The organism is Pseudomonas sp. YNh, from assembly GCF_037993085.1.
GTDB lineage: Bacteria > Pseudomonadota > Gammaproteobacteria > Pseudomonadales > Pseudomonadaceae > Aquipseudomonas > Aquipseudomonas putida.
Map to the genome: position 1 here is coordinate 1 of NZ_JBBMRJ010000017.1, position 26,630 is coordinate 26,630.

The window sequence follows — 26,630 nt, forward strand, 5'->3', positions numbered from 1 at the left end:
AATCCAGGAGCGCCTGCTCGCCAATGCCTACCGCTGGCAGCTCAAACCCGGCAAACGGCCTGAGAAAAAACCACGCAAACCGCGCAGATCAAAGTCGCGATCGCATGAGAAACCGGCCGCCCCCATCGAGTGATTGCCCCGGGCATGACGCAGCAGCGCCAAGCCCGCTGGGGTGGGCTCCACGCCACGCTTGCTGCGCTTGAGCAAGGCGGTGCCAAAGCGCGCCTCGATGTCTGAAATACGTTTGCTGACGGCGGAAGGCGCCATGAACGCGCGCTCGCCAGCGCGGGCGATGGTGCCTTCTTCACAGACAACGATGAACAGGTTCAGGGAAAGGTGGTCGAGGGGTTGCATGGCTTGGCTCGGCAGGGGAATGGGACCGCCGATGCAATGTAGCAAAAACCGCATTTGCTTCGAAAACCGGGTGTGAATTACCTGCCCCCAATCCCCAACCTTGGGGGAACGTAGCCCACCGCCAGCCGCTCGCAACATATGCCGCTGAGAAGCTCGACCCTTTTTCCCGCAAGGCCTGCGACACAATTTTCAGATTGTGGCACAGCTCTTGCCGATCTCCTCCCAGACGCCCCAAGTCCATGGGCCCGTTTGCAGGAGGAATTGACTCATGCACCGACCGATACCTCACCCGCTGGCAGTGGCGATTTTCGCCGGCATGCTCCAGCTCCCGGCGCAGGCTGCCTTGAATGCTGTCGATCCAGGCGCCTACGTGCCCGCCAACGGCGGCTTCCCCGCCTGGTACCAGGACAGTCACGGTCGTACCCTCGACCTGTGCCTGACCAAGGCGGTGAGCTCCAGGGTTGCCGGCGCACCCGGCGCACCGTCTTACATGTGCACGCTGCTGCCCACGCCCGGCGTGTTCGACGATACCCAACCCATCGTCTTCCCCACCAATTTCCCTGACGAAGCGTTCTGGTTCACTGCCGACGCTGCCATCGTCGACGCCGCGCGTGGCATCGACCTCAGCTACGGCACCGCGATCGAAGCGGCATTCGCCGCCGAAGAGCCGGTCGAGGGTGACCAGGTCAGCTTCGCCCGGGTGCGTATCCGGGTCGACGTTCCCACCGCTGGCACCTACGTGGTCACCCACCCCTATGGCGTGGAAGTGTTCGATGTCCCCGCCGCAGGGCGTAGGGCGATCAACATGACCCGCGACATCGGCATTGCCGGGGCAGGCGATTTCACCGGTGCGTTGAAGGGCGATGTCGGGCCGTTCCTGCGCAGTGTCAACGGCCCCTACACCGAAGGCAACGAGCGCTTCATCGGTGACCCGAACCTTGAAGAACGGGTGACCGGCAGCCCGTTCAACACCAACTTCGTGCGCATCGAAGGCCCGGGCGGCATCGACCTGCGCACCGAGCTGTTCGCAATATCGGGCAAGCTCTCGACCGTTGCCCTGCCTACCCCGCTGATGCCCCAGCGCAGCACCTACTCACGGCACACCGAGAACGGCGACCTGCGTGCCCAGCAAGACATCTTCGTGATGGCCCCGCCGCCACCGGCCAGCGTCACCCTGACCAGCCAGACGCCCAACCTGAGCCTGACCGAGGCCAACGCCACTGGCGCCTGGTACGCCCAGTCGGCCCTCAACCCGGCGGCCGGTACCATCGTGACCCTGACCGCCGACAACAGCGTGGCCATCCCGACCAGCAGCCTGACCACCCGCAATGTGCCACTGACTGACCTGGTCACTATCACCCAGGCCCAGTACCGCCTGTCCACCGGCGAGCTGACCCTGGTGGCCAGCACCAGCGACGAAACCACCCCGCCCGTGCTCACTGCCCATACCGGCAACGGTACCTTGATCGGCAATCTGGGCGGCACCGGCGCCGTGAAGACGTTGAGCATGTCCCTCTCGCCCATCCCGCCGGCCAAGGTGCAGGTCACCAGTGCCAATGGCGGTAGCGACACCGAAGACGTGGTGTTGGTGCCATGAACAGACAAAGGCTCAGCCTTCAAGGAGGCCGCATGAACACTTGGTCGCGCCGTGCGCTGTTCGCCGCCGGTTTTTCCCTCACCGTTACCAGCGCCGCCTTTGCCGCGTTGTCTGATGTAGACCCGGGGCCCTACACCTTCGCCACTGGTGGCTACCCGATGTGGTACAAGGACAGCCTCAACCAGTCGCTGGAACTGTGCCAGTCACGTGCGACCAGTACCCGGGTACCCGGCACTCCGGCCGCACCGTCATACATGTGCACCCTGCTGCCGGAGCCCGGCATCTACGACGACGCCTTGCCGCTGGTGTTCCCCGATAACTGGCCGCCAGAAATGTTCTGGTTCCTGGCCGAAGCCACCATCCCTGCCGTCGGTAACAGCGGCTATGAGCTGGATGCCTACGTCGCAGGCCTGGAAGCGGCCTTTGCCGCCGAAAATCCGGTAGACGGCGACCAGCAAAGCTTCGCCCGCATCCGGCTTCGCGTGTCGGTCCCGCGTGCGGGGGTATACACCATCACCCACCCCTTCGGCGTCGAGACGGTCAATGTCACAACGCCCGGCCGGCGGGCGATCAACATCACCCGCGACATAGGCATCGGAGCGCCGGGTAACTTCACGGGGGCTCTCAACGGCGCACTCGGGCCATGGCTGCGCGGGGTTGGCGGGCCTTACACCGAGGTCAACCCGGACACTGGCGCCACCGAAACCTTCATCGGTGACCCAAATCGCCCGGAAGCCGTGGTCGGCAGCCCGTTCAACACCAACTTCATCCGCATCGACGGCCCGCCCGGGCGCATCGAAACCGCGCTGTTCACGGTTTCGGGCAAGGTGCTGGACCAACGTGCACAAACCCCGGTCGCCCTGGAGCGCGCCACCTACTCGCGCAACGGCAGCGGGACCCGCGTGGAAGTGTTCGCCAAGGCGCCGAAAGAGGCCAGCCTGTGCATGCGCAACGGCCTGGCACTGATCGGCACGCCTCCTTCGCCTTGCCAGTTCAACCTGACGGCAGACAACAACGGCCTGTTCTTCCACCAACAGCTCGCCCAGACAGCACCACCCGCGGTGGTGGTGGTCACGGCCAGCAACAGTGCCGGCGGCACCCAGCCAACCGCACTGTCGAGCAAGCTCACCGACGTGGTCAAGGTCAGCACCGCGCGCTACGACTGGGCCAACAAGCGCCTGCTGATCGAGGCCAGGTCCAGTGACGAAGTCGCTATCCCCGACATGCTCGCCCAGGGCTACGGCCGCCTGTCGAAATCCGGCACGCTGCAAAGCATCACGGTCAACGACGTGGCACAACCGCCAGCTACCGTCACGGTCAAGTCTGCCCATGGTGGGACTGACGTGGAACCCGTGATCGTGGTCGGCAACGCACCCGTCGAGGCGGCCAACCAGCCACCGCTGGCCCAGACAGATGTCGGCAGCACCAGCGTTGGTGTGCCGATCACCCTCAACCTGCTGCAAAACGACAGCGACCCGGACGGCAATGTGCCGCTGACCCTCAGTGACCTCACCCAGCCGGGTACCGGCCTGGGCGGTGTGGTGCTCAACGGTACCACCTCGGTCACTTACACCCCGCCAGTCGGCGCTACGCAACCATTGGTGGCCACCTTCAGCTACCGGGCGGTGGATGCCAAGGGCCTGAAATCGGAACCGGCCACGGTCACCATCAATGTGGCGCCTAACCGGCCACCGGTCGCCAACCCGGAAACCGTCGCCACCCTGGGTGTGCCATTGACCATCAACGTGCTGGCCAACGACACCGATCCGGAAGGCAATGTACCGCTGGCTGTTGCTGCCGTCACCCAACCGGCTGCCGGCCGCGGTACGGTCAGCACCGACGGCGCCACCGTGACCTATACCCCGCCGGCCACGGTTACGGCGGCCTTCACCACCACCTTCACCTACCAGGCACGTGACTCGCTGGGGGCGTTGTCCACCCCGGGTACGGTCACCGTCAACGTGTCGCCACGGCCCGCCGCCGAAACCTTCGCGGTCACGGCAGCCACCGTCACGGCGCGCTCCAACAACCGTTACAACTGGGACATCAGCGGTACTTCGTCGGTAACCACGGGCAACGTTGTAACCGTCCGGGTCACCACCACCACCGGGGTGCAGACACTGGGCACCGCCACCGTACCGGTTAACGGCCGCTGGCGCCTGGCAGTCAGCAACAGCACCACGGTAATCCCGACTGCCGCACCGACGGCAACCATCACCACCAGCCCGGGTACCACCCGCACCGTCAACGTGGTTGTGCAGTAAAGGCGGGGAAACGCCATGAAACGCTTGTATCCACTGCTGTTCAGCCTGGCCCTGGCGGGCCAGGCCAGCTGGGCCGACGACCTGATGGACAATGCCGACCTCGCGCCCGGCAACGACCTCGGTGAACCGGTGATCATCCGCCTGCTGCCGGTCGGTGCCGGCCAGGCTGCGGTGATCGAGCAGCAGGGCTCAGGCAACCGCGCCGCCCTCGACCAGAACGGTCAGGCCCTGCTGGGCCGTATCGTCCAGTCTGGCGGTACGCAGGAAGCTTACATCTTGCAGGAAGGCAGTGACCTGATGGCCAGCATCAGCCAACAGGGAAACGGCAACAGCGCGTCGATCCGCCAGAGCGGCAGCAGCAACAGCGCAGCCATCGAGCAGATCGGGAACGACAACAGCGCCAGCATCGTGCAGTCCGGCTCGGGCCTCAACAGCTCCGTGACCCAGACCGGCAATGGCCAGCATGTTCAGATCACCCAATATCGATAGACCTGGAGGCACCACCATGTACAAGCTCGCCCCTTTAAGTGCCGCTATCGTCCTGGCCCTCGCAGGTCAGGCCATGGCTGCTGACAGCACCTCGTCCCAGACCCAGGACGGCAAGGAAAACATCGCCGAAGTCTCGCAGACCCAAGCATCCTTCGCCTCGGCCACCCAGAACCAGACGGGCAAGGGCCACAACCATATGGCGGTGCAGACCGAGAGCACCAGCGATATCCAGCAGAGCGCCACCGGCCAGTACAACGCCGGCTACGCCGAGCAACTGTTCGAGAACGGCAGCAAGATCACCCAGCGTGCCGGGGGCAGCTACAACGATGCCTTCGCCAGCCAGTCGGTAGGGCTGAACAATGAATCGCTGCAAACCCAGCAAGGTGTCGGCAACAAATCCACCGTGTGGCAGGACACCCAGGAAGGCAGCAAAGCCACCACCTGGCAATCCGGCCAGCGCAACGAAGCCTTCATCGAGCAGACCTTCGGTGGCACCAACAACCGCAGTACCGTCAACCAGACCGGCCAGGACAACTACGCCGCCGCCGAGCACTTGAACCACGTCGATGGCGACATCCAGGTGTACCAGGATGGCCACGACAACTGGGCCTACGGCGACCAGCGCGAAGGCACCGGTGGCACCATTGGCATTGGCCAGTACGGTGGCGGCAACTCGGTGGAAGTGTGGCAGGACACCCAGGTCGGTAGCCAGGCCTCCGTGGTCCAGACCGGCCAGACGAACGAAGGCTATATCGACCAGAGCTTCGGCACCGCCAACAAGGTCAGCCTGTCGCAGCAAGGCAATGCCAACGCCAGCTGGTCGGACCAGTTCGAGACCAATAACGCGACCGCCACCATTACCCAGACCGGCAACAACAATCTGTTTTTCACCTACCAGAATGGTGAAAACCTCAACCTGACCATCAACACCAAGGGCAATGGCAACAGCATAACCGCCAGCAACTGGAAAGGCGCCAAGATGGGCGGCCAGTTCGGTACCAACCAGAACGCCACCATCAACCAGAACGGCAATGGCAACGGCGTCAACCTGACCCAGAAAGGCGCCGACCAAGTGGCCACGCTAAACCAGACCGGTAAAGGCAACCAGATGTCGACCAAGCAGGACGACGTCAACAACGAGCTGTATTTCGAGCAGAACGGCACCGACAACATCCTGATCGCCGACCAGCGCGGTACCGACAACTATGCCTACGGCAACAGTCAGGGCACCGGTAACTCCATCACCCTGGACCAGTCCGGCTACAGCAACCAGAGCTATACCAACCAGCTGTACGGTAGCGGCAACGAAGCCACCATCAAACAGACTGACAGCATCAACGTCGCCTACGTGACCCAGGGAGGCCAGGGCAACAAGGCGTTCGTCGACCAGAGCGGTATCGCCCAAACCGCCACCATCACCCAGCTGGGCAGCGCGAACCTGGCCACTGTGACCCAGAAGTAAACCTCTCCCCCCTTGAATCGCGGCACTCCTCTCCCTGGTGCCGCGGTTCCTTTTTCGCTCACACCCTACGCAACTTCTCGTTCTGCCGGATATGTGCATTCCCGGTAGGAGCAGCCTTGTGCTGCGAAAGGGCCTGCAGCACCGGCACATCTTTGGGAGGCATACCGGCCTCTTCGCAGCACAAGGCTGCTCCTACAGGGATTGCGATTGCAGGGATACAATGTCCAATCCCTCGAACCTGTGCGATGCCATGATCCAGTCCGACCTAGACCTGTTCGGCCCCCAGCCGCAACGCCTGGCCAGCCACACCCTGCTGCTGCCCGGCTTCGCCCTGGCCGAAACCGAGGCGCTGCTCGATGCCCTGCGCCCGGTGCTGCGCGCAGCGCCCTTCCGGCACATGTACACGCCGGGTGGCCTGCGCATGGCAGTAGGCCTGACCAACTGCGGTACGCTGGGTTGGGTGAGTGACGAACACGGCTACCGCTACAGCCCCAGCGACCCGCTCAGCGGCAAGCCCTGGCCCGCGCTGCCCCCGGTGCTGCTCGCCCTCGCCGCCCGCGCTGCGGGCCTGGCCGGCTTCGAGGGTTTCGTGCCGGATGCCTGCCTGGTCAACCATTACCTGCCAGGCACACGCCTGAGCCTGCACCAGGACCGCGACGAGCAAGACTTCGGCCAGCCGATCGTGTCGGTATCGCTGGGCCTCCCGGCGGTGTTCCTGTTCGGCGGCCTGCAGCGCGCCGACAAGGCCCGTCGCATCCCGCTGAGCCACGGTGATGTACTGGTCTGGGGCGGTGAGGACCGCTTGCGCTTTCACGGCGTGCTGCCTATAAAACCTGGCGTGCATCCACGCATGGGCGAACGGCGGATCAACCTGACCTTGCGCAAGGCGGGTGCCTGAACAGGACCTGTGGTCTGCCACCCGGCGCAAACAAGATGAATGCACATGAAACACGTTGAACATCTTGGCCAGGCAAGCTTCAAATATTAAGCCGCCTTCTTTTGCCTGGAGCCTGCCATGCCGAACCCGCCCTGCCCATCAAGCCGTTGCGATGGAGCCACCTACCGATGAAGATGCCTGGCCGCGCACCGAATGCCTCGCTGCAGCTCGATTACGTACGCGACACCCTGTTCGGGCCGGTGGCGCAAAGCGTGGAATGCCAGTGCCAGCTTGCCGCCCTCAACCTGCAGGGCCGACCGGGGCTGCGCCTGCACATCTGCCCGCCACTGCCTGACAAGGTCGACCGTGCTCACAGCGTGGCCTTTATCTGGGATGGGCGCAGTTACCATGGCGTAGTCCGGGACAAGGGCAAGTGCGGCGATGGCGGCCTGAACTTGCTTCTGGAACTGCAATAAGCCGATCAACGGCGGCCAAACCGGCTGAACCGGCCCGGTGCGGCGTATCTCCATAGCAAAAGGGCCCGTGCCTGCCGGAGAACGCCATGAACAGTCCATTGCTCAAACTCTTCACCCACCCCGCCGACGCCTGGCTGGATATCCGCCGAGCCGAAGAGGACCACCCCCAGCAATACCTGCCGCGCCTCCTGGCCCTGGCATTGATACCCGCTGTGTGCCTGTTTGTCGGTACTACCACCTTCGGCTGGAGCCTCGCAGCCGAGGAGCGGGTGCGCCTGAGCATGGGCAGCGCCGCGCAACTGGCAGGGCTGCTGTATGCCACTACCGTCGTGGGCGTGATGCTGATGGGGGTGATGATACGTTGGATGTCGCGAGGGTTCGATGCGCAGCCCAGCCTCAACCAGTGCATTGGTTTTGCCGCCTACTGTGCCACGCCGTGGTTCTTTGCCGGCGTGGTCGGCCTGGTGCCCATCCGCTGGCTGGCCTTCGCCGCACTGCTCGCCGCCTCGGCTTACGCCAGCGTATTGCTGTATGGCGGGTTGCAGACATTCCTGCGGCTGAAGAAGGAACAGGCGATGCTGTTTGCGACGTGCGTCTGGGGTGTGGGGCTTCTACTCTTGGTGACCATGCTGGTGGCAATGATCCTGTTCTGGTTCAACGGCCTGATGCCGGAATACGTACGCCCGGCCAGCCTGGGCTGACCGGGGCACGACGGGCGCGCTCAGGCAATCGACCTGATTCGCGCCGGGCGGCTGTCACGCAGCGCGTGCAGCTGCCCCACCAGGTGGACCAGATCACGGCAGCTGTTAAGGCTTTGCAGCGGGACCCCGTTCAGGGTCACGCCCTCGTCCAGACTCTGACCCTGACCCAGGCGGATGGTCAGGTTGGCGCCATCCAGGCAGCTGACTTCACAGCGATCAGGCAAGCAGGCCTGCTCGATCATCTGCCGCATTTCCAGCATCGAAACTCCTATCAACGACATGGTACGACCCTCTCTGTGCGATGGCCTGTTGTGAGTGAGTACGCCTTTATCGGGCGGGGCGCCAATTGATATTGCACATGCCCGGGCAGCCGTCCATGCGCGGGGGCAATGATCATGCGGGGAATCCTCTAGCACCTTAGTGGAAGATTGCAGGCGTGAGCCGAGTGTTCGAATGCATTGGCCGACTTAACGACGAGCGGTCCCTGCCGACCCCAGCGATGCCCACAGGTGCTGCGCCGCGTAGGCCCGCCACGGTCGCCAGGCCAGCGCCCGTTCGGCCAGCTTCGCGTCATCACCCTCAAGCAGGCGCAATGCCTTGATCAACGCCACATCACCCAACGGCAAGGCATCAGCAGCGCCGGCGTGGCGCAGCGCCAGGTAGTGCGCACTCCACGGCCCAATGCCTTTTAGCCGGCACAGGTTGCGCAGCAGCTCATCCAGCGCTTGCCCGCGACGCAGCAACCCGGGTTCAGCCAGTAGTGCATTTGCCAAGGTGCCGAGGGTGATGGCGCGCGCTCGCGGCATGCCCATGTCTTCGAATTGCGCATTGGCCAATGCCGGCAAAGCCGGGAACAGATGGCTCAGCCCCGCGACCGGCGAACGCAGCGCTGTGCCGTGACGTTGTACCAGCCGGCCTGCCAGGGTCATGGCGCCGGCCACGCTGATTTGCTGGCCCAGCACAGTACGCATGGCTTGTTCGCAGGCATCCCAGCCTTGGGGCACACGCAAGCCTGGGCGCTCGCGGGCCAAACGGGCCATCAAGGGGTCGCGGGACAATTCGGCCGCGATGCGCACAGGGTCGGCGTCGAGGTCGAAGAAGCGCCTCAGTCTGGCGATCAGGCCAGGCAATGCAGTTGAGGGAACGCCTTCGAGGTGCACGCGCAACTGGTTGCGCAAGGGGGTGGCGTGCAAGACAGCGTGGTGGCCGGCAATAGCCAGGGTGCGGCGATAGGTGCCGTCGATGCAGGTCTCAATACCGGGGATGCAGCGGGCAGTCAGGAAACCCAGGGTCGAGGGCCAGTGATACGGGGCACGGTAGCGCAGCCACAAGGTGTGTTGGCCGGGGGTGGGCAATGATCGGCGGACGGCGTGCTGGAGTGTGGGCTTGGGCATGGGCTGATCATGCCAAAGCCCTGGGGTTCAATCCATGCTCAAGAAAGCCGGGGGCGCTTCGCAACCCCCAGCTTTTCAACCAAGACTCAGTGCTGAACACCTTCGCGCTCATCCTGCATCTGTCCGAACCGCCCGGCATGGAAATCGTCGAACGACTCGGCAATCTCCGCCTGGCTGTTCATCACGAACGGGCCATAGCCGACAATCGGCTCATCGATCGGCTCGCCACTGAGCAGCAGCACACTGGCACCTTCCAACGCCTCGACGGTGACATCCTCACCCTGACGGTCCAGCAGGACCAGGCTGGACGGGCCAGCTTCACGCTCGCCGTTGATTCGCACGTTACCGCGCAGCACGACCAGCGCGGCGTTTCGACCGGCAGCAACTGGCAGCTGCAAGGACGCCCCGGCATTCAGCCGCAGGTCCCACACATCCATGGCGGTAAAGGTCCGGGCAGGCCCCTGGTGCCCACGGTAGTCACCGGCAATCACCCGCAAGCTTCCGGCGTCTCCGTCCAGCGCCACCACCGGGATGTCGCTGCCCAGCAGCGTCTGATAACCGGCGGCTGCTCGCTTGTCACGCGCTGGCAAATTGACCCACAGCTGGACCATTTCCAGCGTACCGCCACTGCGGGCAAAGGCCGGGGAATGAAACTCTTCATGGATGATGCCGTTGGCGGCGGTCATCCACTGCACATCACCTGGCCCGATCAGGCCGCCAGCGCCCGTGGAGTCACGGTGCTCCAGCTCACCCTGGTAGACGATGGTCACGGTCTCGAAACCGCGGTGCGGGTGCTGGCCAACGCCGCGCCGCGCAGTGGTCGGGGTGAAGTCATGGGGGCCAGCGTAGTCCAGCAGCAGGAACGGGCTGATCCGGCTGGCCAGGTTGTCGTAAGTGAACAGGCTGCGAACGGGAAAGCCATCACCTACCCAATGGGCGTGTGGGCTGCGGTGGAAACCCAGAATGTTTTTCATGAAAAGGCTCCTCTCTTGGCTGGGATAACCTTATCAATGATACCAATCAGGCGGTAGACGGGTTATTCGGCATGCATCGTTCCACCTATGGAACAGTCAACCCTGCAAGAACGCGAGCACCTGCTCGGCCGCCATGGCCGGGTCTTCCTGCATGAAACAGTGCCCACCGCCGACTTGTCGGGCGGTTACATGCCGGTTGAGCGTGGCCAGGCGGTTCACCGAATGAGGCACGAAGGGATAAGTCTGTTCGCCATACAGAATCCGTGTCGGCGTGCTGATCGCTGCAAGGCGCGCCCACATGCGTTTGGGGAATGAACTGAAGATTTCCACTTCCCGGCTGGGCCGGCACTTGAGCACCACTGCATCGCCACAATCGCCGATGGCGTGTTCGATATAAGCCTGCAGCGCCGCATCGGTCCAGCCCTTGAAGATGCCCCGCCCTTGCAGCGAGGCCAGCGCTGCCTCGCGATCAGGCCAGTGGCTGCGGCGGCTGGCGGCCTTGCGCGCCAGAGCATGACGCTGGTGCAGGCCAACCAGTGCTGCCGCGCCCATCACACCCAGCATGCGACGGCTGAACAACACCGGGTCAAGCAACACCGCACGCGCGAACAGCGCAGGTTCAGCGGCCAGGATCAGGCCCGTAAGCACGCCGCCAAAGCTGTGCCCCACGGCAAACCGCGGCACATCGCCGTACTCGCCACGCCCGGCCTGAAAGGCTTCCACTGCCAGCTCGGCCGTGCGGTTCCACCCCCGAAACACCCCACCATGGTCAGTGTCGCCATGCCCCTGAACGTCGCACAGCCACAGGTCGAAATGTTCGCCCAGGCGCATCAGCAGCGGTTGGTAGGCCAGGCAACAGAAGCCATTGCCGTGCAAAAAATGCAGCAACGGCTTGCCACTGGCCGGGGTTCGCCAACCCCGCAGGGTAAAACCTTCGGCGCATTCATGGGACCAGGGGATCAACTGCATCGGCTTGCTGTACTCGCGGGGCTAGGAAAACGCCGATTCTACAAACAGCAGCGGGTAGAGGGAAATCACCAGCAACAAGGCCATCAGGACATTGAACAGCATCAGCCAGCGCGGGTTTTGCAATACGTTGCGCAGGGCGCTCCCAAACATGACCCACACACCGACGCTGGGCAGGTTGACCAGGGCGAACAAGGCGGCGATGACGATCACGTTGGTTACATAGCCTTGCGCCGGTGTGTAGGTGGTAATCGCACCCACCGCCATCACCCAGGCCTTGGGGTTGACCCACTGGAACGCCGCCGCCCCCCAGAAACCCAGCGGTTTACGGGCGCTGGACGAGGCCGTGCCAACCGGGGCCGGGGGTGATGGAGGATACGAAGGCAAACAGCACGAAAGCAGTCAGCAGGTCGGCAGGTCGGCAGGTCGGCAGGTCGGCAGAGGCAAGCATGGCGGGCATTCCACTTTCGTTATAGGTGCTGTCACACTAACGGAGTCGCCCACTCCAGCGACCGATACAGTTATATTAAATTATTCAGATACACATCACTGTACCGTTAACCCGGATCAAGGAAGCCGTCACCATGAGCCTCACCATTCGCCCAGCCGTTCGCACCGATGCCGCGCAGATCCTGGCCTTCATCACCGAGCTGGCCGAGTACGAACGTGCCCGCCACGAGGTGGTCGCCACCTTGGCCGACATCGAGCACAGCCTGTTCGACGAGGGCAGCACAGTGCGTAGCCTGATGTGCGAACGCGATGGCCGGGCAGTCGGTTTTGCCGTGTACTTCTACAGCTACTCGACCTGGCTCGGGCGCAACGGTATTTACCTGGAAGACCTGTACGTCACGCCTGAACAACGTGGCGACGGCGCTGGCCGGCAATTGCTGCGGCACATTGCCCGCGAGGCTGTGGCGAACAACTGCGGGCGCCTGGAATGGAGCGTGCTGGACTGGAACGAGCCAGCGATCGGCTTCTATCAGAAGCTGGGGGCCGAGGCGCAGGACGAGTGGGTGCGCTACCGGCTGGATGGCGAGAAGCTGGCGGCATTCGCCCGCGGGTGACCGCCGGGTTTACGCGGTCATTTGTAGGAGCGGCCTTGTGCCGCGAACGGGCTGCGAAGCGGCCCCAGGTTTCTGCGCATATGCACACATTGCCGGGGCTGCTATGCAGCCCGATCGCGGCACAAGGCCGCTCCTACAGGGACCGATGTGAGCCCGAAGGTAAAGTTACTGCCGCCGCCACACTGCCCCGGCAATGTCGACCCGCTTGGGCAGTACCTTGTTGTCGAAGAACAACTGCGCCGTACGCTGATGCGCCGCCACGATCTCATCACTCACAGGCAGCACTGGTGACGCTGGCCGGTGGCTGAAACTGCGCTGCACCACTTTTTCCGGCAAGCCCATGAACTGTGCCAGCAAGCGGATGCTGCCGGCCTCGTCGCTGCGGGTAAGCGCTTCGGCTCGGCTAATTTCGTCCAGCAATTGCCCGACAAAGGCACCATGGGCTTCGACGTAGGTGCGTGAACCCAGCATGAACGGCCCAATCAGCCCCAACCCTTGGCCGTCGGCGAGCAGCCGCGCCTTACCCTCCAGGTCGATGGCCGAGTAGAACGGGTCCCAGATTGCCCAGGCGTCCACGCTGCCCCGCTCAAACGCTGCCCGGGCATCGGCAGGTGCCAGGTACACCGGCTGAACATCGCCAATGCTCAGCCCGGCCTTGGCCAAGGCACGCAACAGCAGGTTGTGCGCGCTCGACCCCTTCTGCAGGGCAATGCGCTTGTCCTTGAGTTCACCCACAGCGCTGATCGGGCTGTCTTTCGGCACCAGGATCACTTCAGCCTGGGGCTTGGGCGGCTCGGCACCGATGTACAACAGGTCAGCGCCTGCGGCCTGGGCGAAGATCGGCGGAATATCACCGGTCGAGCCGATATCGAGGCTGCCGATGTTCAACGCTTCAAGCATCTGCGGGCCGGCGGGGAACTCGATCCATTGCACGCGGGTGTTGGCAAAGCGTTGCTCGAGCAGCCGATGCTGCTTGGCCAGCACCAGGCTGATCGAGCCCTTCTGGTAGCCAATACGCAAGGTAGCCGGGTCTGCGGCCTGGGCCGCGCTGGCCAAGGCCAGCAACAGCAGCATGGCAAGGCGTAGCATGCGCATGGGTCACTCCTTCCAGTCGGTCGAGGGTTTTTCCCACAGGTTGATCCCGCCTTCCACGGCGTACCGGTCGATGGCGGCCAACTCTTCGGCGGTAAAGGCCAGGTTGTCGAGCGCGGCCACGTTCTCGGTGATCTGCTCGGGCCGGCTGGCGCCGATTAGCGCAGAGCTCACCCGTGGGTCGCGCAGGGTCCAGGCCAGCGCCAGTTGGGCCAGGCTCTGGCCACGCTGACGGGCAATCTCATTCAGGGCGCGTGCGCGGGCGATGTTGGCTTGCGACAAATGCTGGGGTAGCAGCGAGCCACCTCCCGCACGGTTCACACGGGCATCAGCCGGGATGCCATTGAGGTATTTATCGCTGAGCAGGCCCTGGGCCAGCGCAGTGAACACGATCACCCCGGCGCCCAAGGCATCGGTGGTGTCGAGCAGGTCCCGTTCGATCCAACGGTTGAACAGGTTGTACGACGGCTGGTGGATCAGCAGCGGTACATTCATTGCCCCCAGCAACGCCGCAATTTCAGCAGTCTTGCCAGCCGAATAGGACGAGATGCCGATGTACAGCGCCTTTCCCTGGCGCACGATGTCGGCCAGTGCGATGGCCGTTTCTTCCAAGGGGGTGTCGGCATCGAAGCGGTGCGAATAGAAGATGTCGACATAATCCAGGCCCAGCCGGGCCAGGCTCTGGTCCAGGCTGGCGATCAGGTACTTGCGCGAGCTGCCCCCCTGCCCGTACGGTCCCGGCCACATGTCCCAGCCGGCCTTGCTGGAAATGATCAGCTCGTCGCGGTAGCTGTGCAGGTCCTCGCGCAGCAGTCGGCCGAAGTTGGTCTCGGCACTGCCATAGGGCGGGCCGTAGTTGTTGGCCAGGTCAAAATGGTTGATACCGGCATCGAACGCCGTGTGCAGCAAGGCGCGCTGGGTGCTGATAGGCGTGGCATCGCCAAAGTTGTGCCACAGGCCTAGGGACAGGGCCGGCAGCACCAGGCCGCTGCGACCGACACGACGGTAAGGCATGCGCGCATAGCGCTCGGGGTTGGCGGTGTAGCTCATGGTTGGCCTCGTTCGGCAAAGTGTGGGTTGGCTGGGCGTTGCAGGCCCAGATGCTCGCGCAGGGTGTGGCCCTGGTACTGACGGCGGAACAGGCCGCGACGCTGCAGCTCGGGCACCACGTGCACAGCGAAGTCTTCCAGGCCCAGGGGCAGGTGCGGCACCAGCACGTTGAAGCCATCGGCGGCGCCGCCTTCGAACCAGGCTTGCAGCTCATCGGCGATCTGCGTCGGGGTACCGACCAGGCTGTGGTGCCCTCGCCCACCGGCGATGCGCCGGCCGAGCTGGGCCAGGGTCAGCTGTTCGGTGCCGGCCAGTTCGGTCAGCAGTTGCTGGCGGCTGCGCTGGCCATCCTCGGTGGGCGGCAACTCTGGTAGCGGCCCATCCAGCGGGTAGCCGGAAAGGTCGAAGTTGCCGAGCATGCGCCCGAGCAAGCCAACGCCGACACGCGGGTCGACCAGCGCCTGGAACTGTTCGTACTTGTCCTCGGCCTGTGCCTGGCTTTGCCCCACCACCACGAACACGCCGGGCATGATCTTCAGCGAATGCTCATCTCGCCCATGGCGAGCCAGGCGGCCCTTGAGGTCGGCGTAAAAAGCCTGTGCGCGGGCCAGACTCGGCTGGGCGGTAAACACCACCTCGGCACTTTGTGCGGCCAGCTCGCGGCCGGTCTCGGACGAGCCAGCCTGCACCAGCACCGGTCGCCCCTGTGGCGAGCGGGCGACATTGAGCGGGCCTTTGACGCGAAAGTGCTCGCCCACATGGTCGAGGGCACGCACGGCCTGCGGGTGGTGGAACAGGCCACTGGCCTTGTCGCGCAAGAACGCGTCATCGGCCCAGCTGTCCCAAAGCCCTTGCACCACCTGCTGGAATTCACAGGCGCGGGCGTAACGCTCGGCATGCGGGATATGCGCCTGGCGGCCAAAGTTGCCGGCCTCGGCGGCAGCATCGGAGGTGACCAGGTTCCAGCCGGCACGGCCTGCGGACAGGTGATCCAGCGAGGCGAACTTGCGTGCCACATGGTACGGCTCGTTGTAACTGGTGGTGGCGGTGGCGATCAGGCCGATGCGTTCGGTGACTGCACTCAGCGCCGACAACAGGGTCAGTGGTTCGAAGTACACCGAGCGGGCACTGTGGCTTGCCAGGGGGTCGCTGGGGGCGGCGACGCTGTCGGCGACGAACAAGGCATCGAAGCACGCGGCTTCGGCAATTTGTGCGGTGCGCTTGTAGGTGGCGAAGTCCAGCGGGTCGTCCGGTACCTCCGGGTGGCGCCAGGCGGCCACGTGGTGACCGGTAGCCATGAGGAAAGCGCCCAGATTCATTTGGCGGGGCATGTTGTTCTCCTTGAAATCTTGATTGGGGCCGCTTTGCGGCGCATCGCCGGCAAGCCGGCTCCTACAGGGAGCGCGCAATTCATTCAGGCTGCGCTGTACCTGTTGGAGCTGGCTTGCCGGCGATGAGGCCGGTACAGGCCACCGGTCGCCACTCAGAAATCCTTGCGCAGTTGTACGCCGAAGTAGCGTCCGTCATCCCGCGGTACTGAGCGGTAGATGTAGTCGCCGCCACTGGCCAGCATCTGCGCATACGATTTGTCGCCCAGGTTCTTGCCCAGCAGGGCTACGCGCCAGCCATCGTTGTAGTCGGCCAGGGCAATGCTGGCGTTCCAGATGCCATAGGCGCCCTGCACGGTGTCCGGGTTCTGGTCGAGGCTGAACTGCACGGCGTCCTGCCAGCTGTAGTCGCTGCTCAGTTCCACATCCAGGCCGTTGTCCAGCGGGATCACGTAATCGGCGCGCAGGTAGGTCTTCCAGTCCGGCGTGAACGGCAGGCGGCCGCCATCGATGTTGCAGTTGGCCGCCGCACCGGCCGGGCAGTTGAAGTGATCGACACGGGCCTTGGTGTAGGCCACGGCTGTCGACAGCTTCAGCCGCGAGGTGGCCTGGAAGCTGGCATCCAGCTCCACACCCTGGGTCTTGACCTTGCCGGCATTCACCAGGCGGGTTACCACCTGGTTGGCCACGGTGTCGAAGAAGTTGGCCTGGTAGTTGTCGTAGTCGGTGTGGAACACAGCCAGGTTGGCGGTCAGGCGATTGTCCAGCGCCGTGCTTTTCAAGCCGATTTCGTAGGCATCCGAGGTTTCGGGTTTGAGTGCCCCGGTGTCGCGCGGCTGCATGTTGAAGAACACGTTGTAGGCCGGCCCTTTATAGCCGCGCGAGTAAGTGACGTAGCCCGTCAGGTTGTCGTTGAAGTCGTATTGCAAGCCGGTGCGCCCGCTCCAGCCGTCCTCGTCCACCGAGCCGGAACTTGCAGTAGAGGGCTGGATACCAGTCACTGCGGTGGCGGAGGTAGAGACCCGGCGGTGGTCGTACTCAAGGTCGTCGTGGGTCCAGCGCAGGCCGAAAATGGCGCGCAAGTCATCGGTGAAGTTGAAGGTGTTCTCACCGAACAGCGCGACACTGTCGTTGGTGGTGGAATAGTCGGCGCGGCCAGTGTTGGCCACGCCGCCATTGACCGACAGGCGCTGGTAGGTCTCGCTGGACGTGCCATGCATGTAGAAGGCGCCCAGCACGTATTCGTTGAACTGCCCTTTGGGCGACGTCAGGCGAAACTCCTGGCTGTACTGGTCATAGTCCACCGTGCCCTTGTCATGGGACGCCGTCACCGGCAGCAAGGCGCGGCGGTCGCCGTCCTGGTACTGGGTATTGTCCCAACCCCGCCAGGCGCTGATCGACGTCAGGGTGTAGTCGCCCAGCTGCCAGTCCAGCTGGGCCGAGAGCCCTTGGTTCTGGTCTTCGACGTGGGTCTTGAAGTCGCTGTTGATGTCGCGGTTGTGGGCGCTTGGCGTCACCGGGCGCAACTGGCTGGCGAATGCGGCGCTGGCGCTGGTGATCACGCCGCTGGGCAAGGTGTCCTCGCCCTTCATGTAGTCGGCAATCAGGGTGAGGCGCAAGTCTTGGTTGGGCTCGAACTCCAGCTTGCCGCGGGCGCCTTTGCGTTCGTAGCCATTGACGTCGTGGCCACTGGCAACGTTTTCGACATTGCCATCGTAATCGCCCCACAAGGTGCTCAAAGAGCCCTTGAGCTGCTCGCTCAGGCGCCCGCCAATACCAAAGCGCAGGCGGTTCTCGTCGCCACCGCCAAAGTGCGAATAGTCCACATAGCCTTGGGTCTGCTCGGGGATGGCCTTGCTGACCACGTTGAGTACACCCGCCGAGGCGTTCTTGCCAAACAGGGTGCCCTGCGGCCCGCGCAGTACCTCGATGCGTTCAAGGTCGAGCAGGTCGAGGGTCGACTGGCCCGGGCGGCCGAACACCACGCCGTCGACCACCGTCGCCACGGTTGGCTCGACGCCGGGCGAGGTCGAAATGGTGCCCACGCCGCGGATGAACAACGAAGTGTCCTTGTTCGAGGCGCCGGCGCGGTAATTGAGGGTAGGCACTTGCTGGACGATGCTGGCAACGTTGTTGCGGTTGTCTCGCTCCAACTGTTCGCCATCGATCACCGACACTGCCACCGGCACTTCCTGCAGCGTGGCTTCTCGGCGCGTGGCGGTCACAGTGACGGCGCCCAATGCAGTGGCCTGCGGAGCCGCTGCTTCGGCCGGCTCGGCTGCCTGGGCACCTTGGCCAAAAGCGGCCAACAGGATGGCTGCGGCCAGCGGCCGACGTTGCGTAGCGGGGAATGGTGTACGGCTTTTCTGCATGGTGCTCACTGCCTCGGGAAACCAGACCAGGCCCCTTCAGGCGGGGCCGACACGAAGTTGCTGTGGTTGTCTGGTCTCGCTCGTGCGAGTGGCAGGCGCTTGCCAACAGCTGCGCTTGTTAGCGCTAACATGAGCAAGTATCAGAGGCCTTCGCTTAGCACGTCAAATACTTAAAAGTCAGATTGATATGCAATAAAGCTATTTGCCAACCGCCTTCCCGTTAGCGCTACCATCGCGCCATTTCCCCAGGAGGCAGCCCGGTGAGCCAGGCCAAGGATCCCCCCCGCAAGCGCCGCGGCGCAGGCCGTGTCACCCTTGCCGAGGTAGCACGAGCCGCTGAGGTTTCGGCCATCAGCGTGTCGCGCTACTTCAACCAGCCAGACCAGGTGTCGCCACCTTTGCGCGAGCGTATCGAAGCTGCCGTGCAGGCATTGGGCTATGTGCCTAACCTGGTCGCCGGGGGGCTGGCGTCGGCCCGTGGGCGCATCGTCGGCATGGTGATCCCCAATATCTCCGGGCCGATCTTCGCCCAGACGATCCAGGCGTTCAGCGACACCCTCAGCCGCCATGGCTACCAGTTGTTGCTGGCGTCCAGTTACTTCAGCGAAGCGCAGGAAGAAAGCGCGGTGCGGGCGTTTCTCGGCTGGTCGCCGGCAGCGTTGGTGGTGACCAGCCATTTCCACAGCCCGGCCACAGAAAAGATGCTGGCCGACGCAGACGTGCCCGTCGTGGAAATATGGGACTACCGCCCTGAGCGGTCGCCCTTGCAAGTGGGCTTCCTTCATCACCAGGTGGGCGTACAGGCCTGCCGCTATCTGCTGGACAAGGGCCACCGGCGCATCGCTTTCGTGCAGAACAGCGCGGCCGGCGACCTGAGTGCGCTGGAGCGGCGCGATGGCTATATCGAGGCGTTGCGGGTAGCCGGGCTTGAGCCTTGGGTATTCGTGCCCTCGGCCGACTGCGCGCCGTTCGAGGCGGGCAAGCAGGCCATGGAAGCGTTGATCCGCCGCACCCCACGGCCCGAGGCGATCATCTTCGCCAATGACAACCTGGCGGCCGGCGCTGTGCTGGCCGGGCAACGCGCCGGTTTGCGCCTGCCGGAAGACATGGCCATCGTCGGCTTTGGCGACTATCCCTTCGCCAACATGCTGCTGCCCAGCCTCACCACCCTGCGCCCGCCCTCGCGGGAAATAGGCGAAGTGGCGGCGTTGCGGGTGTTGCAGCACCTGGGTGTGGTGGCGTGTGAGGGTGAAGTGCAGCGGCTGAACCTGCTGGCGTGTGAGTTGATTGCCCGCGAAAGCGCGTGAGGTGCACAGGTGCTGTGACAATCCGGCCATTGAGGATTATTCTCCTCCGGTATGTCCCACCGCCCCAATATGTGAGCGCCGAATATGAAAATCGATGACATGGACGCCTTCGTGGCGGTCATCCGTTGCCAGTCGACCAACCTTGCCGCCGAGGCCCTGCAACTGACCCAGCCGGCCATCACCCGCCGCGTGCAGAACTTCGAGGAAGACCTGGGCGCCACCCTGCTCGACCGCAACACCAAGCCACTCAAGCCCACCCCCATGGGCCTGCGGGTTTACGAGCAGTGCAAGGCGATCTTGCGTGAGATCGACTCGCTGCGCGAGCTGGTGGCCAACGACGGGGCCCCGTCCGGTACCCTGCGCCTGGGCGTGCCGCAAACCCTTGGCGATGTGGTGCTGCTCGATGCGTTGGCACAGATTCGGGAAACCTACCCCGACCTGCGCACCCAGGTCACCAGTGGCTGGGGCAGCAGCCTGATCGCACGCATGGAAAACGGCGAGCTGGATGCCGCTGCGGCACTGTTCCCGCCCGGCAAGATCTTCCCCGAGGGCATCGCCAGCCAGTCGATCGCCCGCATGCCGCTGCGGGTGGTAGCGGCCAAGGGCAGTACCGGCAAGCGCAGCCTCAAGCTCAAGGACTGCTACACCCGTGGCTGGGTGCTCAACCCTGATGGTTGCGGCTTTCGCGCGGGGTTGCAGCGCGCCCTCAGCGAACAGGGGCTGAGGCTGTCGATCAACCTGGAGACCTTTGGCACCGAGTTGCAACTGGGGCTGGTGGCCAATGGGCAGGGGCTTGGGCTGGTGCCCGAGCCCTTGTTGCATAACAGCCGCCACCGGGATGCGCTGGACGTGGTCAGTGTGACGGACTTCAAGCCGCAGGTGGATTTGTGGCTGTTCCACCCACGCTACCTGGGCAACCTGCAGGAGCCGGTCGAGCTGTTTGGCCGGGTGGCCGGGCAGCAACTGTGCGGGTGAGCTGAAAGCGCAATCCCTTGTGAGAACAACTGCCTTGTTCAAAATCCAAAAGTTCGCGCGATCACCGTGGGAGCGACCTTTCGTCGCGATTGGGCTGCGCAGCAGCCCTGGCATTCCACCGAAATAAAATAACCAACTCGCATAACTAAATATCAACGTAATTCTTACAGTTAATAATTAGCATAGAACTAAAAAGACTTTTACAGCGATCATCCATACGAATACGGTCTTAGAAACCCACCGTGTTCCAGGGATGAATACCCATGAGTCACCCCCCTTCCGCCAGCGCGCTCGCCGAACTCACCCAGGCCCTGGCCGCCAACGCCGAACGCTACGACCGCAGCGGCCAGTTCCCCGCCGACAACTTCGACCTGTTGCACCGCCACGGCCTGCTGGGTTTCACCGTGCCCCGCGCATTGGCCGGCGGTGGCGCCGACCTGGCCAGTGCGCGCCAGGTCATTGCTGCGGTCGGCAAAGGTTGCCCGTCCACCGCGCTGATCCTCGTCATGCAGTACCTGCAGCACTTTCGCCTGCAGGACGAAGAGCGCTGGCCCGAGCACCTGCGCCTGCAAGTGGCCCGCGACGCGGTGGCCGACGGCGCACTGATCAACGCGTTTCGCGTCGAACCCGAACTGGGCACACCCGCCCGCGGCGGCCTGCCGGCCACCCTTGCCCGGCGTACCGCCGAAGGCTGGCGGTTGTCCGGGCGCAAGATCTACTCCACCGGCAGCCATGGCCTGACCTGGTACCTGGTATGGGCACGCAGCGACGACCAGGACCCACTGGTGGGCGGTTTCCTGGTGCACAAGGACACCCCGGGCATCCGTATCATCGAAGACTGGGACCACCTGGGCATGCGCGCCACCTGCAGCCATGAAGTGCAGTTCGACGAGGTGCTGATCCCGCTCGATCATGCCGTCAGCGTCAGCCCGGCCAGCGCACCCCGCGCCGAGCTCGACAGCACGGGCCTTCTGTGGATGGCAGTGTTGCTGCCTGCGCTGTACGACGGGGTGGCCCAGGCCGCACGCGACTGGCTGGTGCAGTTCCTGAACCAGCGCGCGCCGTCCAACCTCGGTGCACCGCTGGCCAGCCTGCCACGTTTCCAGGACGTGGTCGGGCGTATCGACACGTTGCTGTTCGCCAACCAGAGCCTGTTGAACGCGGCCGTGACCGGGCAGGTCGATCCGCGCCACGCCGGGCAGCTCAAGCACCTGGTCAGCCGCAACGCCATCCAGGCCGTGGAACTGGCCATCGAGGCTGCCGGCAACCCAGGCCTGTCGCGGCGCAACCCGCTGGAGCGGCACTACCGTGATGTGCTGTGCAGCCGCATCCACACGCCTCAGGACGACGTGGTGCTCGGCCATGTCGGCCGTGCCGCCCTGGCGGAGGTGGCGGCATGAGCCACTCGATCATCGCCAGCCAGCTGGACGCACCGGCCAACCAATACCTGCGTGATCGATTGCCCGACCATGAGGTGATCGATATCGCCCCGGGCCAGTTGCAGCTGGACGTCTCCGCCGATGTGTTCATCGTGCGCCCCATCAATGTACGCGGTAACCGCGTGGACAACCCGCCAGCGGGCTGGCCGTGGGCGTTGCGCTGGGTGCAGGTAGTGTCCTCGGGCATCGACTTCTACCCCGACTGGGTGTTTCAGGGCCCGCCGGTCACCAGTGGCCGCGGCGCCAATGCCGAGCAGGTGGCCGAATTCGCCCTGGCCCTGGTGTTTGCCGCAGCCAAACAGCTGCCGGGCCTGTGGGTCAAGGACGCCGACTGGCGCCTGACCCCGCTGGCCCCCGTGCGTGGCCGCACCTTGGGCATCTTCGGTTTCGGCAGCATCGGCCAGAGCCTGGCACGCAAGGCAAACGCCCTGGGCATGCCGGTACTGGCGCTGAACCGCCCAGGCCAACCCATTGCCGAGGTGCCGGGCGTGCAGCGCGTCGACAGCCTGCAGCAGCTGTTTGCCGGCAGCGATCACCTGGTCATCGCCGCCCCGCTCACCCCCGCCACCCGTGGCCTGATCGACCGCCAGGTGCTGGCCCAGGCCAAACCCGGGCTGCACCTGATAAACATCGCCCGTGGCGGGCTGCTCGACCAGGGCGCCCTGCTCGAAGCCCTGGACAACGGGCTGATCGGTCGCGCCAGCCTCGATGTCACCGACCCGGAGCCGCTACCAGCGGGCCACCCGCTCTACCAGCACCCTCGGGTGTTCCTGTCACCGCACACCTCGGCCATTTCCGAGGACGGCTACCCGGCCCTGCTCGACGCGTTTCTCGACAATTTCGCCCGTTACCGCGAACAAGCACCGCTGCACAACCTGGTCGACACCCAGCGCGGCTACTGAACCCACACCTATTGGAGAACACCATGACTGCACTGTCTGTCGTCATCGCCCAGGAAAACACCGTACGCCAGCGGGTCAGCGCCGAAGAATGGGAGGTGCGTGTCAAGCTGGCCGCCGCCTACCGCCTGGCCGCGCTGTTCCGCTGGACCGACCACATCTACACGCACTTCTCGGCACGCGTGCCGGGGCCTGACGAGCACTTTCTGATCAATGCCTTTGGCTTGCTGTTCGACGAGATCACCGCGTCCAATCTGGTGAAGGTGGACGTGGATGGCACCATCATCGACGACCCGCTGGGCCTGGGCATCAACCAGGCAGGCTATGTGATTCACAGCGCGATCCACCGCGCCCGGCATGACCTCAAGGCCGTGCTGCACACCCACACCCGAGATGGCGCGGCGGTGTCGGCGCAGCGCGACGGCCTGCTGCCGATCTCGCAGCACGCCCTGGCGTACTACAGCCGGGTGGCGTACCACGACTACGAAGGCGTCGCCCTGGACCTGGACGAGCAGCAGCGGCTGGTGGCCAACCTGGGCGACAGCAACATCCTCATTCTGCGCAACCATGGGCTGCTCGCCGGGGGGGTCAGCGTGGAGCATGCCTTCCGTGAATTGCACGGGCTGGAACGTGCCTGCAACATCCAGGTAGCGGCGCAGGCCGGGGGCAACGACCAGTTGCTGCATGCTGCGCCGGCGGCGATCGCCAAGGTGCATGAGCAGTCCAAGCGGTTTTCCGACGGGTTGGGTGAAGGGATCCAGCGGCACTGGGATGCGCTGATCCGGCAGCTGGACCGGGAGGGGCTGGATTACCAGGACTGACAGGTTTGCTGTGGCCTGTACCGGCCCTATAGCCGGCCAGCCAGCTCCCACAGGAATTCCATCGGATTCAGGCCTGTGCTGGTCCTGTGGGAGCTGGCTGGCCGGCGATAGGGCCCGAACAAACACCTCATATCCCCTTGAAGGAACGCCCAATGCCTCCACTTCACATGGCCAGAAGCCTGCTGGCCTGCGCCACCCTGGCCTTCACGCTCGCCGCCTGCTCCCCCTCCGGCGAAGATGCCACCAGCAAAACCCTGAACATCGCCTTCTGGGGCGACAACACCACGCTGGTCAGCGTCGACCCGTTCCAGGTCTACTGGCTGGAGCACCGCGTACTACTGCGCAACGTCGCCGAATCGCTCACCGACCAGGACCCGGCCACAGGCCGCATCATCCCTTGGCTGGCCAGCAGCTGGGAGGTCAGCGACGACGCGCTTCAGTACACCTTCCACCTGCGCCAGGACGTCTCCTTCAGCAATGGCGAGCGCTTCGACGCCCAAGCCGTGAAAACCGCCTTCGACAGCAACAAGGCTTTCGCGGCGCAACTGCCTGCCACGTTCGGCGCCACCTACCTGGCCGGTTTTGACCATGCCGAAGTGGTCGATCCGTTCACCGTCCGCCTGGTGCTTTCACGGCCCAACGCCGGCTTCCTGCAGGCCACGTCCACCACCAACCTGGCAATCCTCGCTCCGGCCTCCTACGCGCTCACTGCCCAGGAGCGTTCGCTGGGCAAGATCATCGGCACCGGCCCGTTCATCCTCGAACACTACACCCCGGAAGTAGGTGCACGCCTGGTCAAGCGGGCGGATTATGCCTGGGCCTCCGCCAACGTCAAAAACCCCGGCGCCGCCCACCTGGACCGCGTGGACATCAGCTACATCCCCGAAGAAAGCGTGCGCAACGGCCTGTTCCTGCAAGGCAAGGCCGACATCCTCTGGCCACGCAACCCGTTTTCCGAAGTTGACCTGAAGCTGTTCCAGGCAAAAGGCGCGACCATCCAGAGCCGATCGTTGCCAGGCCCGGCGCTCAACCTCTACCCCAACACCCGCAACAACCGCCTGCTGGGCGATCGCCAGGTGCGCCTGGCCCTGCAGAAGGCCATCGACCGCACAAGCTACGCCCACACCGTATACAACGCCGAGTTCCCGGTGGTGACCGGGGTGTATGACGTGACCACGCCGTACTTCAAGCCCCAGGCCGACAAGCTGGCCTACGACCCGCAGGGCGCCGAGCGCCTGCTGGACGCCGCCGGCTGGAGCAAGGGTGACGACGGCTACCGGCACAAGGACGGTAAACGCCTGACCCTGCGTTACAACCTCACCCCCGCCGAAAGTGCCGGCGATGTGCTGGTGCAAGACCAACTGCGCAAGGTCGGCATCGACCTCAAGCTGAAAGTGCTGACCCGTGCCGAATGGGTGGCCGGCAACGCCTCAGGCAACTACGATCTCACCTCCACCTACATGACCCGCGCCGACCCGATCATCCTGCAGACCATCCTCGACCCGCGCGCCGCCAGCAGTGCCACCTTGGCCACAAACACTTACGAGCCACACACCCTGGCGCAGGCGCAAACCTTGTTCGACAGCGGCATTACCGCCACCCGCGACGATCAACGCGCCCAGGCCTATGGCCAGCTGCAAGACCTGCTGGTTGACGAAGCCTCGGCGTTCCCGCTGTACGAGCGCGTGTGGCAAGCCGCCACCGCACCACGGGTCAAGGACTTCCGCTGGACAGCCGAAGGCTTTGCCTTCCTCAGCGACATCCAGGTCGCGCAGCCATGAACCGCTACCTGATCGGCCGCATCGGCCAGGCGCTGCTGGTGTTGTGGGGCGCCTACACCATCACCTACTTCATCCTCTATCTGCTGCCCGGTGACACCCTGGCGATCATGCTCAGTGCATCGGGCATGGAAGCCGATGGCCTGTCGGCCGAGGACCTGGCCAAAGCCCGTGCCTACTACGGGCTGGACAAGGGTATCTTCGAGCAGTACTTCGACCTGCTGTGGCGGGCCCTGCACGGCGACCTGGGCCAGTCGTTGTCGCTGAACCGGCCGGTGACCGCGCTGCTGGCCGAGCGCCTGCCGCAAACCCTGGCCCTGGCCGGCTTTGCCATCGCGCTGTCGGTGCTTGGCGGCATCGGCCTGGCCTACCTCACCGCCTACCTGCAATGGCAGCCGCTGAAAGTGGCGCTGTCACGCTTGGCGTCACTGGGCTTTTCCGTACCGGTGTTCTGGATGGGGCTGCTGCTGATCCAGGTGTTCGCCTTCGGCCTGGGCTGGTTCCCGGCCACCGGCAACCAGGGCTTTGCCAGCCTGGTGCTGCCGGCCGTGACCCTGGCCATCCCCAGTGCTGCGGTGTACGCCCAGGTATTGCAGCGCGGCTTCCAAAGCGTATGGCAGGAGCCGTACATCGCCACCGCATTCGCCAAGGGACTGAGCCGTGCGCAGGTACAGGCGCGGCACGGCCTGCGCAATGCGGCCCTGCCGATCCTTACCCTGGTCGGGTTACAGGTGGGTAACACGGTGTCCGGGGCAGTACTGGTCGAGACCATATTTTCGCGCAATGGCGTCGGCCGGTTGGCCCAGGAAGCCGTGCTGCGCCAGGACATCCCGGTAGTGCTGGCGATTGTCGCGGTGTCAGCAGCGGCCTTCGTGCTGGTGAACCTGATCGTCGACCTGCTGTACCCGTACCTTGACCCCCGCATCGCCCACGCCACGAAGGTGACCTGAC

23 protein-coding genes and 2 pseudogenes are annotated in these 26,630 nt (G+C 64.4%); 15 read left to right on the forward strand and 10 right to left on the reverse strand.

From position 1 onward, the window contains the following. Nucleotides 1-138 precede the first annotated feature (138 nt). Nucleotides 139-354 (reverse strand): annotated as a pseudogene (locus tag WF331_RS17875) (LysR family transcriptional regulator); the annotation flags it as partial. A 268-nt stretch (nucleotides 355-622) separates the two neighbouring features. Between WF331_RS17875 and WF331_RS17880 the strand changes: the two are divergent. The 7 genes from WF331_RS17880 to WF331_RS17910 all read left to right on the forward strand — a co-directional run bounded on the left by WF331_RS17880 (nucleotide 623) and on the right by WF331_RS17910 (nucleotide 8,220). Beyond that, nucleotides 623-1,951, forward strand: coding sequence for a hypothetical protein (locus WF331_RS17880; protein ID WP_016499852.1), 1,329 nt, complete (start codon nucleotides 623-625; stop codon nucleotides 1,949-1,951). A gap of 32 nt (nucleotides 1,952-1,983) precedes the next feature. Further along, on the forward strand, nucleotides 1,984-4,215 hold the full coding sequence (locus WF331_RS17885) for an Ig-like domain-containing protein (protein ID WP_340623167.1): 2,232 nt from the start codon (nucleotides 1,984-1,986) through the stop codon (nucleotides 4,213-4,215). 15 nt (nucleotides 4,216-4,230) lie between these two features. Continuing rightward, nucleotides 4,231-4,704 carry a curlin minor subunit gene (locus WF331_RS17890; RefSeq protein ID WP_016499854.1) on the forward strand — a complete coding sequence of 158 codons (474 nt, stop codon included), beginning with the start codon at nucleotides 4,231-4,233 and terminating at the stop codon, nucleotides 4,702-4,704. A 16-nt stretch (nucleotides 4,705-4,720) separates the two neighbouring features. Beyond that, nucleotides 4,721-6,166: a curlin-associated protein gene (locus WF331_RS17895; RefSeq protein WP_016499855.1), complete on the forward strand. Its 1,446-nt coding sequence runs from the start codon at nucleotides 4,721-4,723 to the stop codon at nucleotides 6,164-6,166. A gap of 250 nt (nucleotides 6,167-6,416) precedes the next feature. Continuing rightward, the gene (gene alkB, locus WF331_RS17900; RefSeq protein ID WP_041168038.1) at nucleotides 6,417-7,064 is read left to right on the forward strand and encodes a DNA oxidative demethylase AlkB; all 648 of its coding nucleotides are present in this window, start codon (nucleotides 6,417-6,419) and stop codon (nucleotides 7,062-7,064) included. A gap of 167 nt (nucleotides 7,065-7,231) precedes the next feature. Then, on the forward strand, nucleotides 7,232-7,519 hold the full coding sequence (locus WF331_RS17905; protein ID WP_016499857.1) for a hypothetical protein: 288 nt from the start codon (nucleotides 7,232-7,234) through the stop codon (nucleotides 7,517-7,519). Between the two features lie 86 nt (nucleotides 7,520-7,605). Continuing rightward, nucleotides 7,606-8,220, forward strand: a complete 615-nt coding sequence (locus WF331_RS17910; RefSeq protein WP_016499858.1) for a Yip1 family protein — start codon at nucleotides 7,606-7,608, stop codon at nucleotides 8,218-8,220. Nucleotides 8,221-8,240: 20 nt separating this feature from the next. On the opposite strand, the gene WF331_RS17915 is transcribed toward WF331_RS17910, so the two are convergent. The 5 genes and pseudogenes from WF331_RS17915 to WF331_RS17935 all read right to left on the reverse strand — a co-directional run. Beyond that, on the reverse strand, nucleotides 8,241-8,501 hold the full coding sequence (locus tag WF331_RS17915) for a DUF1652 domain-containing protein (protein WP_041167745.1): 261 nt from the start codon (nucleotides 8,499-8,501) through the stop codon (nucleotides 8,241-8,243). A 186-nt stretch (nucleotides 8,502-8,687) separates the two neighbouring features. Further along, nucleotides 8,688-9,614, reverse strand: coding sequence for a DNA-3-methyladenine glycosylase family protein (locus tag WF331_RS17920; RefSeq protein WP_340623168.1), 927 nt, complete (start codon nucleotides 9,612-9,614; stop codon nucleotides 8,688-8,690). A gap of 86 nt (nucleotides 9,615-9,700) precedes the next feature. Further along, complete coding sequence (locus WF331_RS17925; protein WP_284360316.1) at nucleotides 9,701-10,588, reverse strand: pirin family protein; 888 nt, start codon at nucleotides 10,586-10,588, stop codon at nucleotides 9,701-9,703. Between the two features lie 96 nt (nucleotides 10,589-10,684). Then, the gene (locus WF331_RS17930) at nucleotides 10,685-11,557 is read right to left on the reverse strand and encodes an alpha/beta fold hydrolase (protein WP_016499862.1); all 873 of its coding nucleotides are present in this window, start codon (nucleotides 11,555-11,557) and stop codon (nucleotides 10,685-10,687) included. A gap of 21 nt (nucleotides 11,558-11,578) precedes the next feature. Then, a pseudogene (locus tag WF331_RS17935) lies at nucleotides 11,579-11,911 on the reverse strand (LysE family translocator); the annotation flags it as partial. Nucleotides 11,912-12,138: 227 nt separating this feature from the next. Here WF331_RS17935 and WF331_RS17940 point away from each other — a divergent pair. Beyond that, nucleotides 12,139-12,618: a GNAT family N-acetyltransferase gene (locus tag WF331_RS17940; RefSeq protein ID WP_016499864.1), complete on the forward strand. Its 480-nt coding sequence runs from the start codon at nucleotides 12,139-12,141 to the stop codon at nucleotides 12,616-12,618. Between the two features lie 165 nt (nucleotides 12,619-12,783). Here WF331_RS17940 and WF331_RS17945 read toward each other — a convergent pair whose 3' ends face one another. The 4 genes from WF331_RS17945 to WF331_RS17960 all read right to left on the reverse strand — a co-directional run bounded on the left by WF331_RS17945 (nucleotide 12,784) and on the right by WF331_RS17960 (nucleotide 18,460). Beyond that, nucleotides 12,784-13,713 carry an aliphatic sulfonate ABC transporter substrate-binding protein gene (locus WF331_RS17945; protein ID WP_340623169.1) on the reverse strand — a complete coding sequence of 310 codons (930 nt, stop codon included), beginning with the start codon at nucleotides 13,711-13,713 and terminating at the stop codon, nucleotides 12,784-12,786. 3 nt (nucleotides 13,714-13,716) lie between these two features. Next, nucleotides 13,717-14,760 (reverse strand): L-glyceraldehyde 3-phosphate reductase, encoded by a 1,044-nt coding sequence (gene mgrA / locus WF331_RS17950; RefSeq protein WP_340623170.1) that lies wholly within the window; start codon nucleotides 14,758-14,760, stop codon nucleotides 13,717-13,719. Further along, nucleotides 14,757-16,091, reverse strand: coding sequence for an LLM class flavin-dependent oxidoreductase (locus WF331_RS17955; RefSeq protein ID WP_340623171.1), 1,335 nt, complete (start codon nucleotides 16,089-16,091; stop codon nucleotides 14,757-14,759). Before WF331_RS17955 ends, mgrA begins: the two co-directional genes overlap by 4 nt. A gap of 152 nt (nucleotides 16,092-16,243) precedes the next feature. After that, complete coding sequence (locus WF331_RS17960) at nucleotides 16,244-18,460, reverse strand: TonB-dependent receptor (RefSeq protein ID WP_016499868.1); 2,217 nt, start codon at nucleotides 18,458-18,460, stop codon at nucleotides 16,244-16,246. A 260-nt stretch (nucleotides 18,461-18,720) separates the two neighbouring features. Here WF331_RS17960 and WF331_RS17965 point away from each other — a divergent pair, with 260 nt between their 5' ends. The 7 genes from WF331_RS17965 to WF331_RS17995 all read left to right on the forward strand — a co-directional run bounded on the left by WF331_RS17965 (nucleotide 18,721) and on the right by WF331_RS17995 (nucleotide 26,629). Then, nucleotides 18,721-19,767 carry a LacI family DNA-binding transcriptional regulator gene (locus WF331_RS17965; RefSeq protein ID WP_016499869.1) on the forward strand — a complete coding sequence of 349 codons (1,047 nt, stop codon included), beginning with the start codon at nucleotides 18,721-18,723 and terminating at the stop codon, nucleotides 19,765-19,767. Nucleotides 19,768-19,851: 84 nt separating this feature from the next. Beyond that, nucleotides 19,852-20,742, forward strand: coding sequence for a LysR family transcriptional regulator (locus tag WF331_RS17970; RefSeq protein ID WP_016499870.1), 891 nt, complete (start codon nucleotides 19,852-19,854; stop codon nucleotides 20,740-20,742). A 263-nt stretch (nucleotides 20,743-21,005) separates the two neighbouring features. Further along, on the forward strand, nucleotides 21,006-22,142 hold the full coding sequence (locus WF331_RS17975; RefSeq protein ID WP_016499871.1) for an acyl-CoA dehydrogenase family protein: 1,137 nt from the start codon (nucleotides 21,006-21,008) through the stop codon (nucleotides 22,140-22,142). Further along, on the forward strand, nucleotides 22,139-23,083 hold the full coding sequence (locus tag WF331_RS17980; RefSeq protein ID WP_016499872.1) for a D-isomer specific 2-hydroxyacid dehydrogenase family protein: 945 nt from the start codon (nucleotides 22,139-22,141) through the stop codon (nucleotides 23,081-23,083). The genes WF331_RS17975 and WF331_RS17980 overlap by 4 nt, the downstream gene beginning before the upstream one ends. Nucleotides 23,084-23,106: 23 nt before the next feature. Beyond that, on the forward strand, nucleotides 23,107-23,901 hold the full coding sequence (locus tag WF331_RS17985) for a class II aldolase/adducin family protein (RefSeq protein ID WP_016499873.1): 795 nt from the start codon (nucleotides 23,107-23,109) through the stop codon (nucleotides 23,899-23,901). Nucleotides 23,902-24,053: 152 nt separating this feature from the next. Further along, nucleotides 24,054-25,682 (forward strand): ABC transporter substrate-binding protein, encoded by a 1,629-nt coding sequence (locus WF331_RS17990; protein WP_340623172.1) that lies wholly within the window; start codon nucleotides 24,054-24,056, stop codon nucleotides 25,680-25,682. Next, nucleotides 25,679-26,629, forward strand: coding sequence for an ABC transporter permease (locus tag WF331_RS17995; protein WP_340623173.1), 951 nt, complete (start codon nucleotides 25,679-25,681; stop codon nucleotides 26,627-26,629). Before WF331_RS17990 ends, WF331_RS17995 begins: the two co-directional genes overlap by 4 nt. Nucleotide 26,630 lies beyond the last annotated feature (1 nt).

Coding starts and splice junctions, on each gene's coding strand:
- WF331_RS17960 (WP_016499868.1), bottom strand. CDS start 18,460: ATGCAGAAAAGCCGTACACCATTCCCCGCTACGCAACGTCGGCCGCTG.
- WF331_RS17915 (WP_041167745.1), bottom strand. CDS start 8,501: ATGTCGTTGATAGGAGTTTCGATGCTGGAAATGCGGCAGATGATCGAG.
- WF331_RS17940 (WP_016499864.1), top strand. CDS start 12,139: ATGAGCCTCACCATTCGCCCAGCCGTTCGCACCGATGCCGCGCAGATC.
- WF331_RS17990 (WP_340623172.1), top strand. CDS start 24,054: ATGCCTCCACTTCACATGGCCAGAAGCCTGCTGGCCTGCGCCACCCTG.
- WF331_RS17955 (WP_340623171.1), bottom strand. CDS start 16,091: ATGCCCCGCCAAATGAATCTGGGCGCTTTCCTCATGGCTACCGGTCAC.
- WF331_RS17970 (WP_016499870.1), top strand. CDS start 19,852: ATGAAAATCGATGACATGGACGCCTTCGTGGCGGTCATCCGTTGCCAG.
- mgrA (WP_340623170.1), bottom strand. CDS start 14,760: ATGAGCTACACCGCCAACCCCGAGCGCTATGCGCGCATGCCTTACCGT.
- WF331_RS17910 (WP_016499858.1), top strand. CDS start 7,606: ATGAACAGTCCATTGCTCAAACTCTTCACCCACCCCGCCGACGCCTGG.
- WF331_RS17995 (WP_340623173.1), top strand. CDS start 25,679: ATGAACCGCTACCTGATCGGCCGCATCGGCCAGGCGCTGCTGGTGTTG.
- WF331_RS17930 (WP_016499862.1), bottom strand. CDS start 11,557: ATGCAGTTGATCCCCTGGTCCCATGAATGCGCCGAAGGTTTTACCCTG.
- WF331_RS17890 (WP_016499854.1), top strand. CDS start 4,231: ATGAAACGCTTGTATCCACTGCTGTTCAGCCTGGCCCTGGCGGGCCAG.
- WF331_RS17905 (WP_016499857.1), top strand. CDS start 7,232: ATGAAGATGCCTGGCCGCGCACCGAATGCCTCGCTGCAGCTCGATTAC.
- WF331_RS17925 (WP_284360316.1), bottom strand. CDS start 10,588: ATGAAAAACATTCTGGGTTTCCACCGCAGCCCACACGCCCATTGGGTA.
- alkB (WP_041168038.1), top strand. CDS start 6,417: ATGATCCAGTCCGACCTAGACCTGTTCGGCCCCCAGCCGCAACGCCTG.
- WF331_RS17895 (WP_016499855.1), top strand. CDS start 4,721: ATGTACAAGCTCGCCCCTTTAAGTGCCGCTATCGTCCTGGCCCTCGCA.
- WF331_RS17880 (WP_016499852.1), top strand. CDS start 623: ATGCACCGACCGATACCTCACCCGCTGGCAGTGGCGATTTTCGCCGGC.
- WF331_RS17975 (WP_016499871.1), top strand. CDS start 21,006: ATGAGTCACCCCCCTTCCGCCAGCGCGCTCGCCGAACTCACCCAGGCC.
- WF331_RS17980 (WP_016499872.1), top strand. CDS start 22,139: ATGAGCCACTCGATCATCGCCAGCCAGCTGGACGCACCGGCCAACCAA.
- WF331_RS17885 (WP_340623167.1), top strand. CDS start 1,984: ATGAACACTTGGTCGCGCCGTGCGCTGTTCGCCGCCGGTTTTTCCCTC.
- WF331_RS17945 (WP_340623169.1), bottom strand. CDS start 13,713: ATGCGCATGCTACGCCTTGCCATGCTGCTGTTGCTGGCCTTGGCCAGC.
- WF331_RS17920 (WP_340623168.1), bottom strand. CDS start 9,614: ATGCCCAAGCCCACACTCCAGCACGCCGTCCGCCGATCATTGCCCACC.
- WF331_RS17985 (WP_016499873.1), top strand. CDS start 23,107: ATGACTGCACTGTCTGTCGTCATCGCCCAGGAAAACACCGTACGCCAG.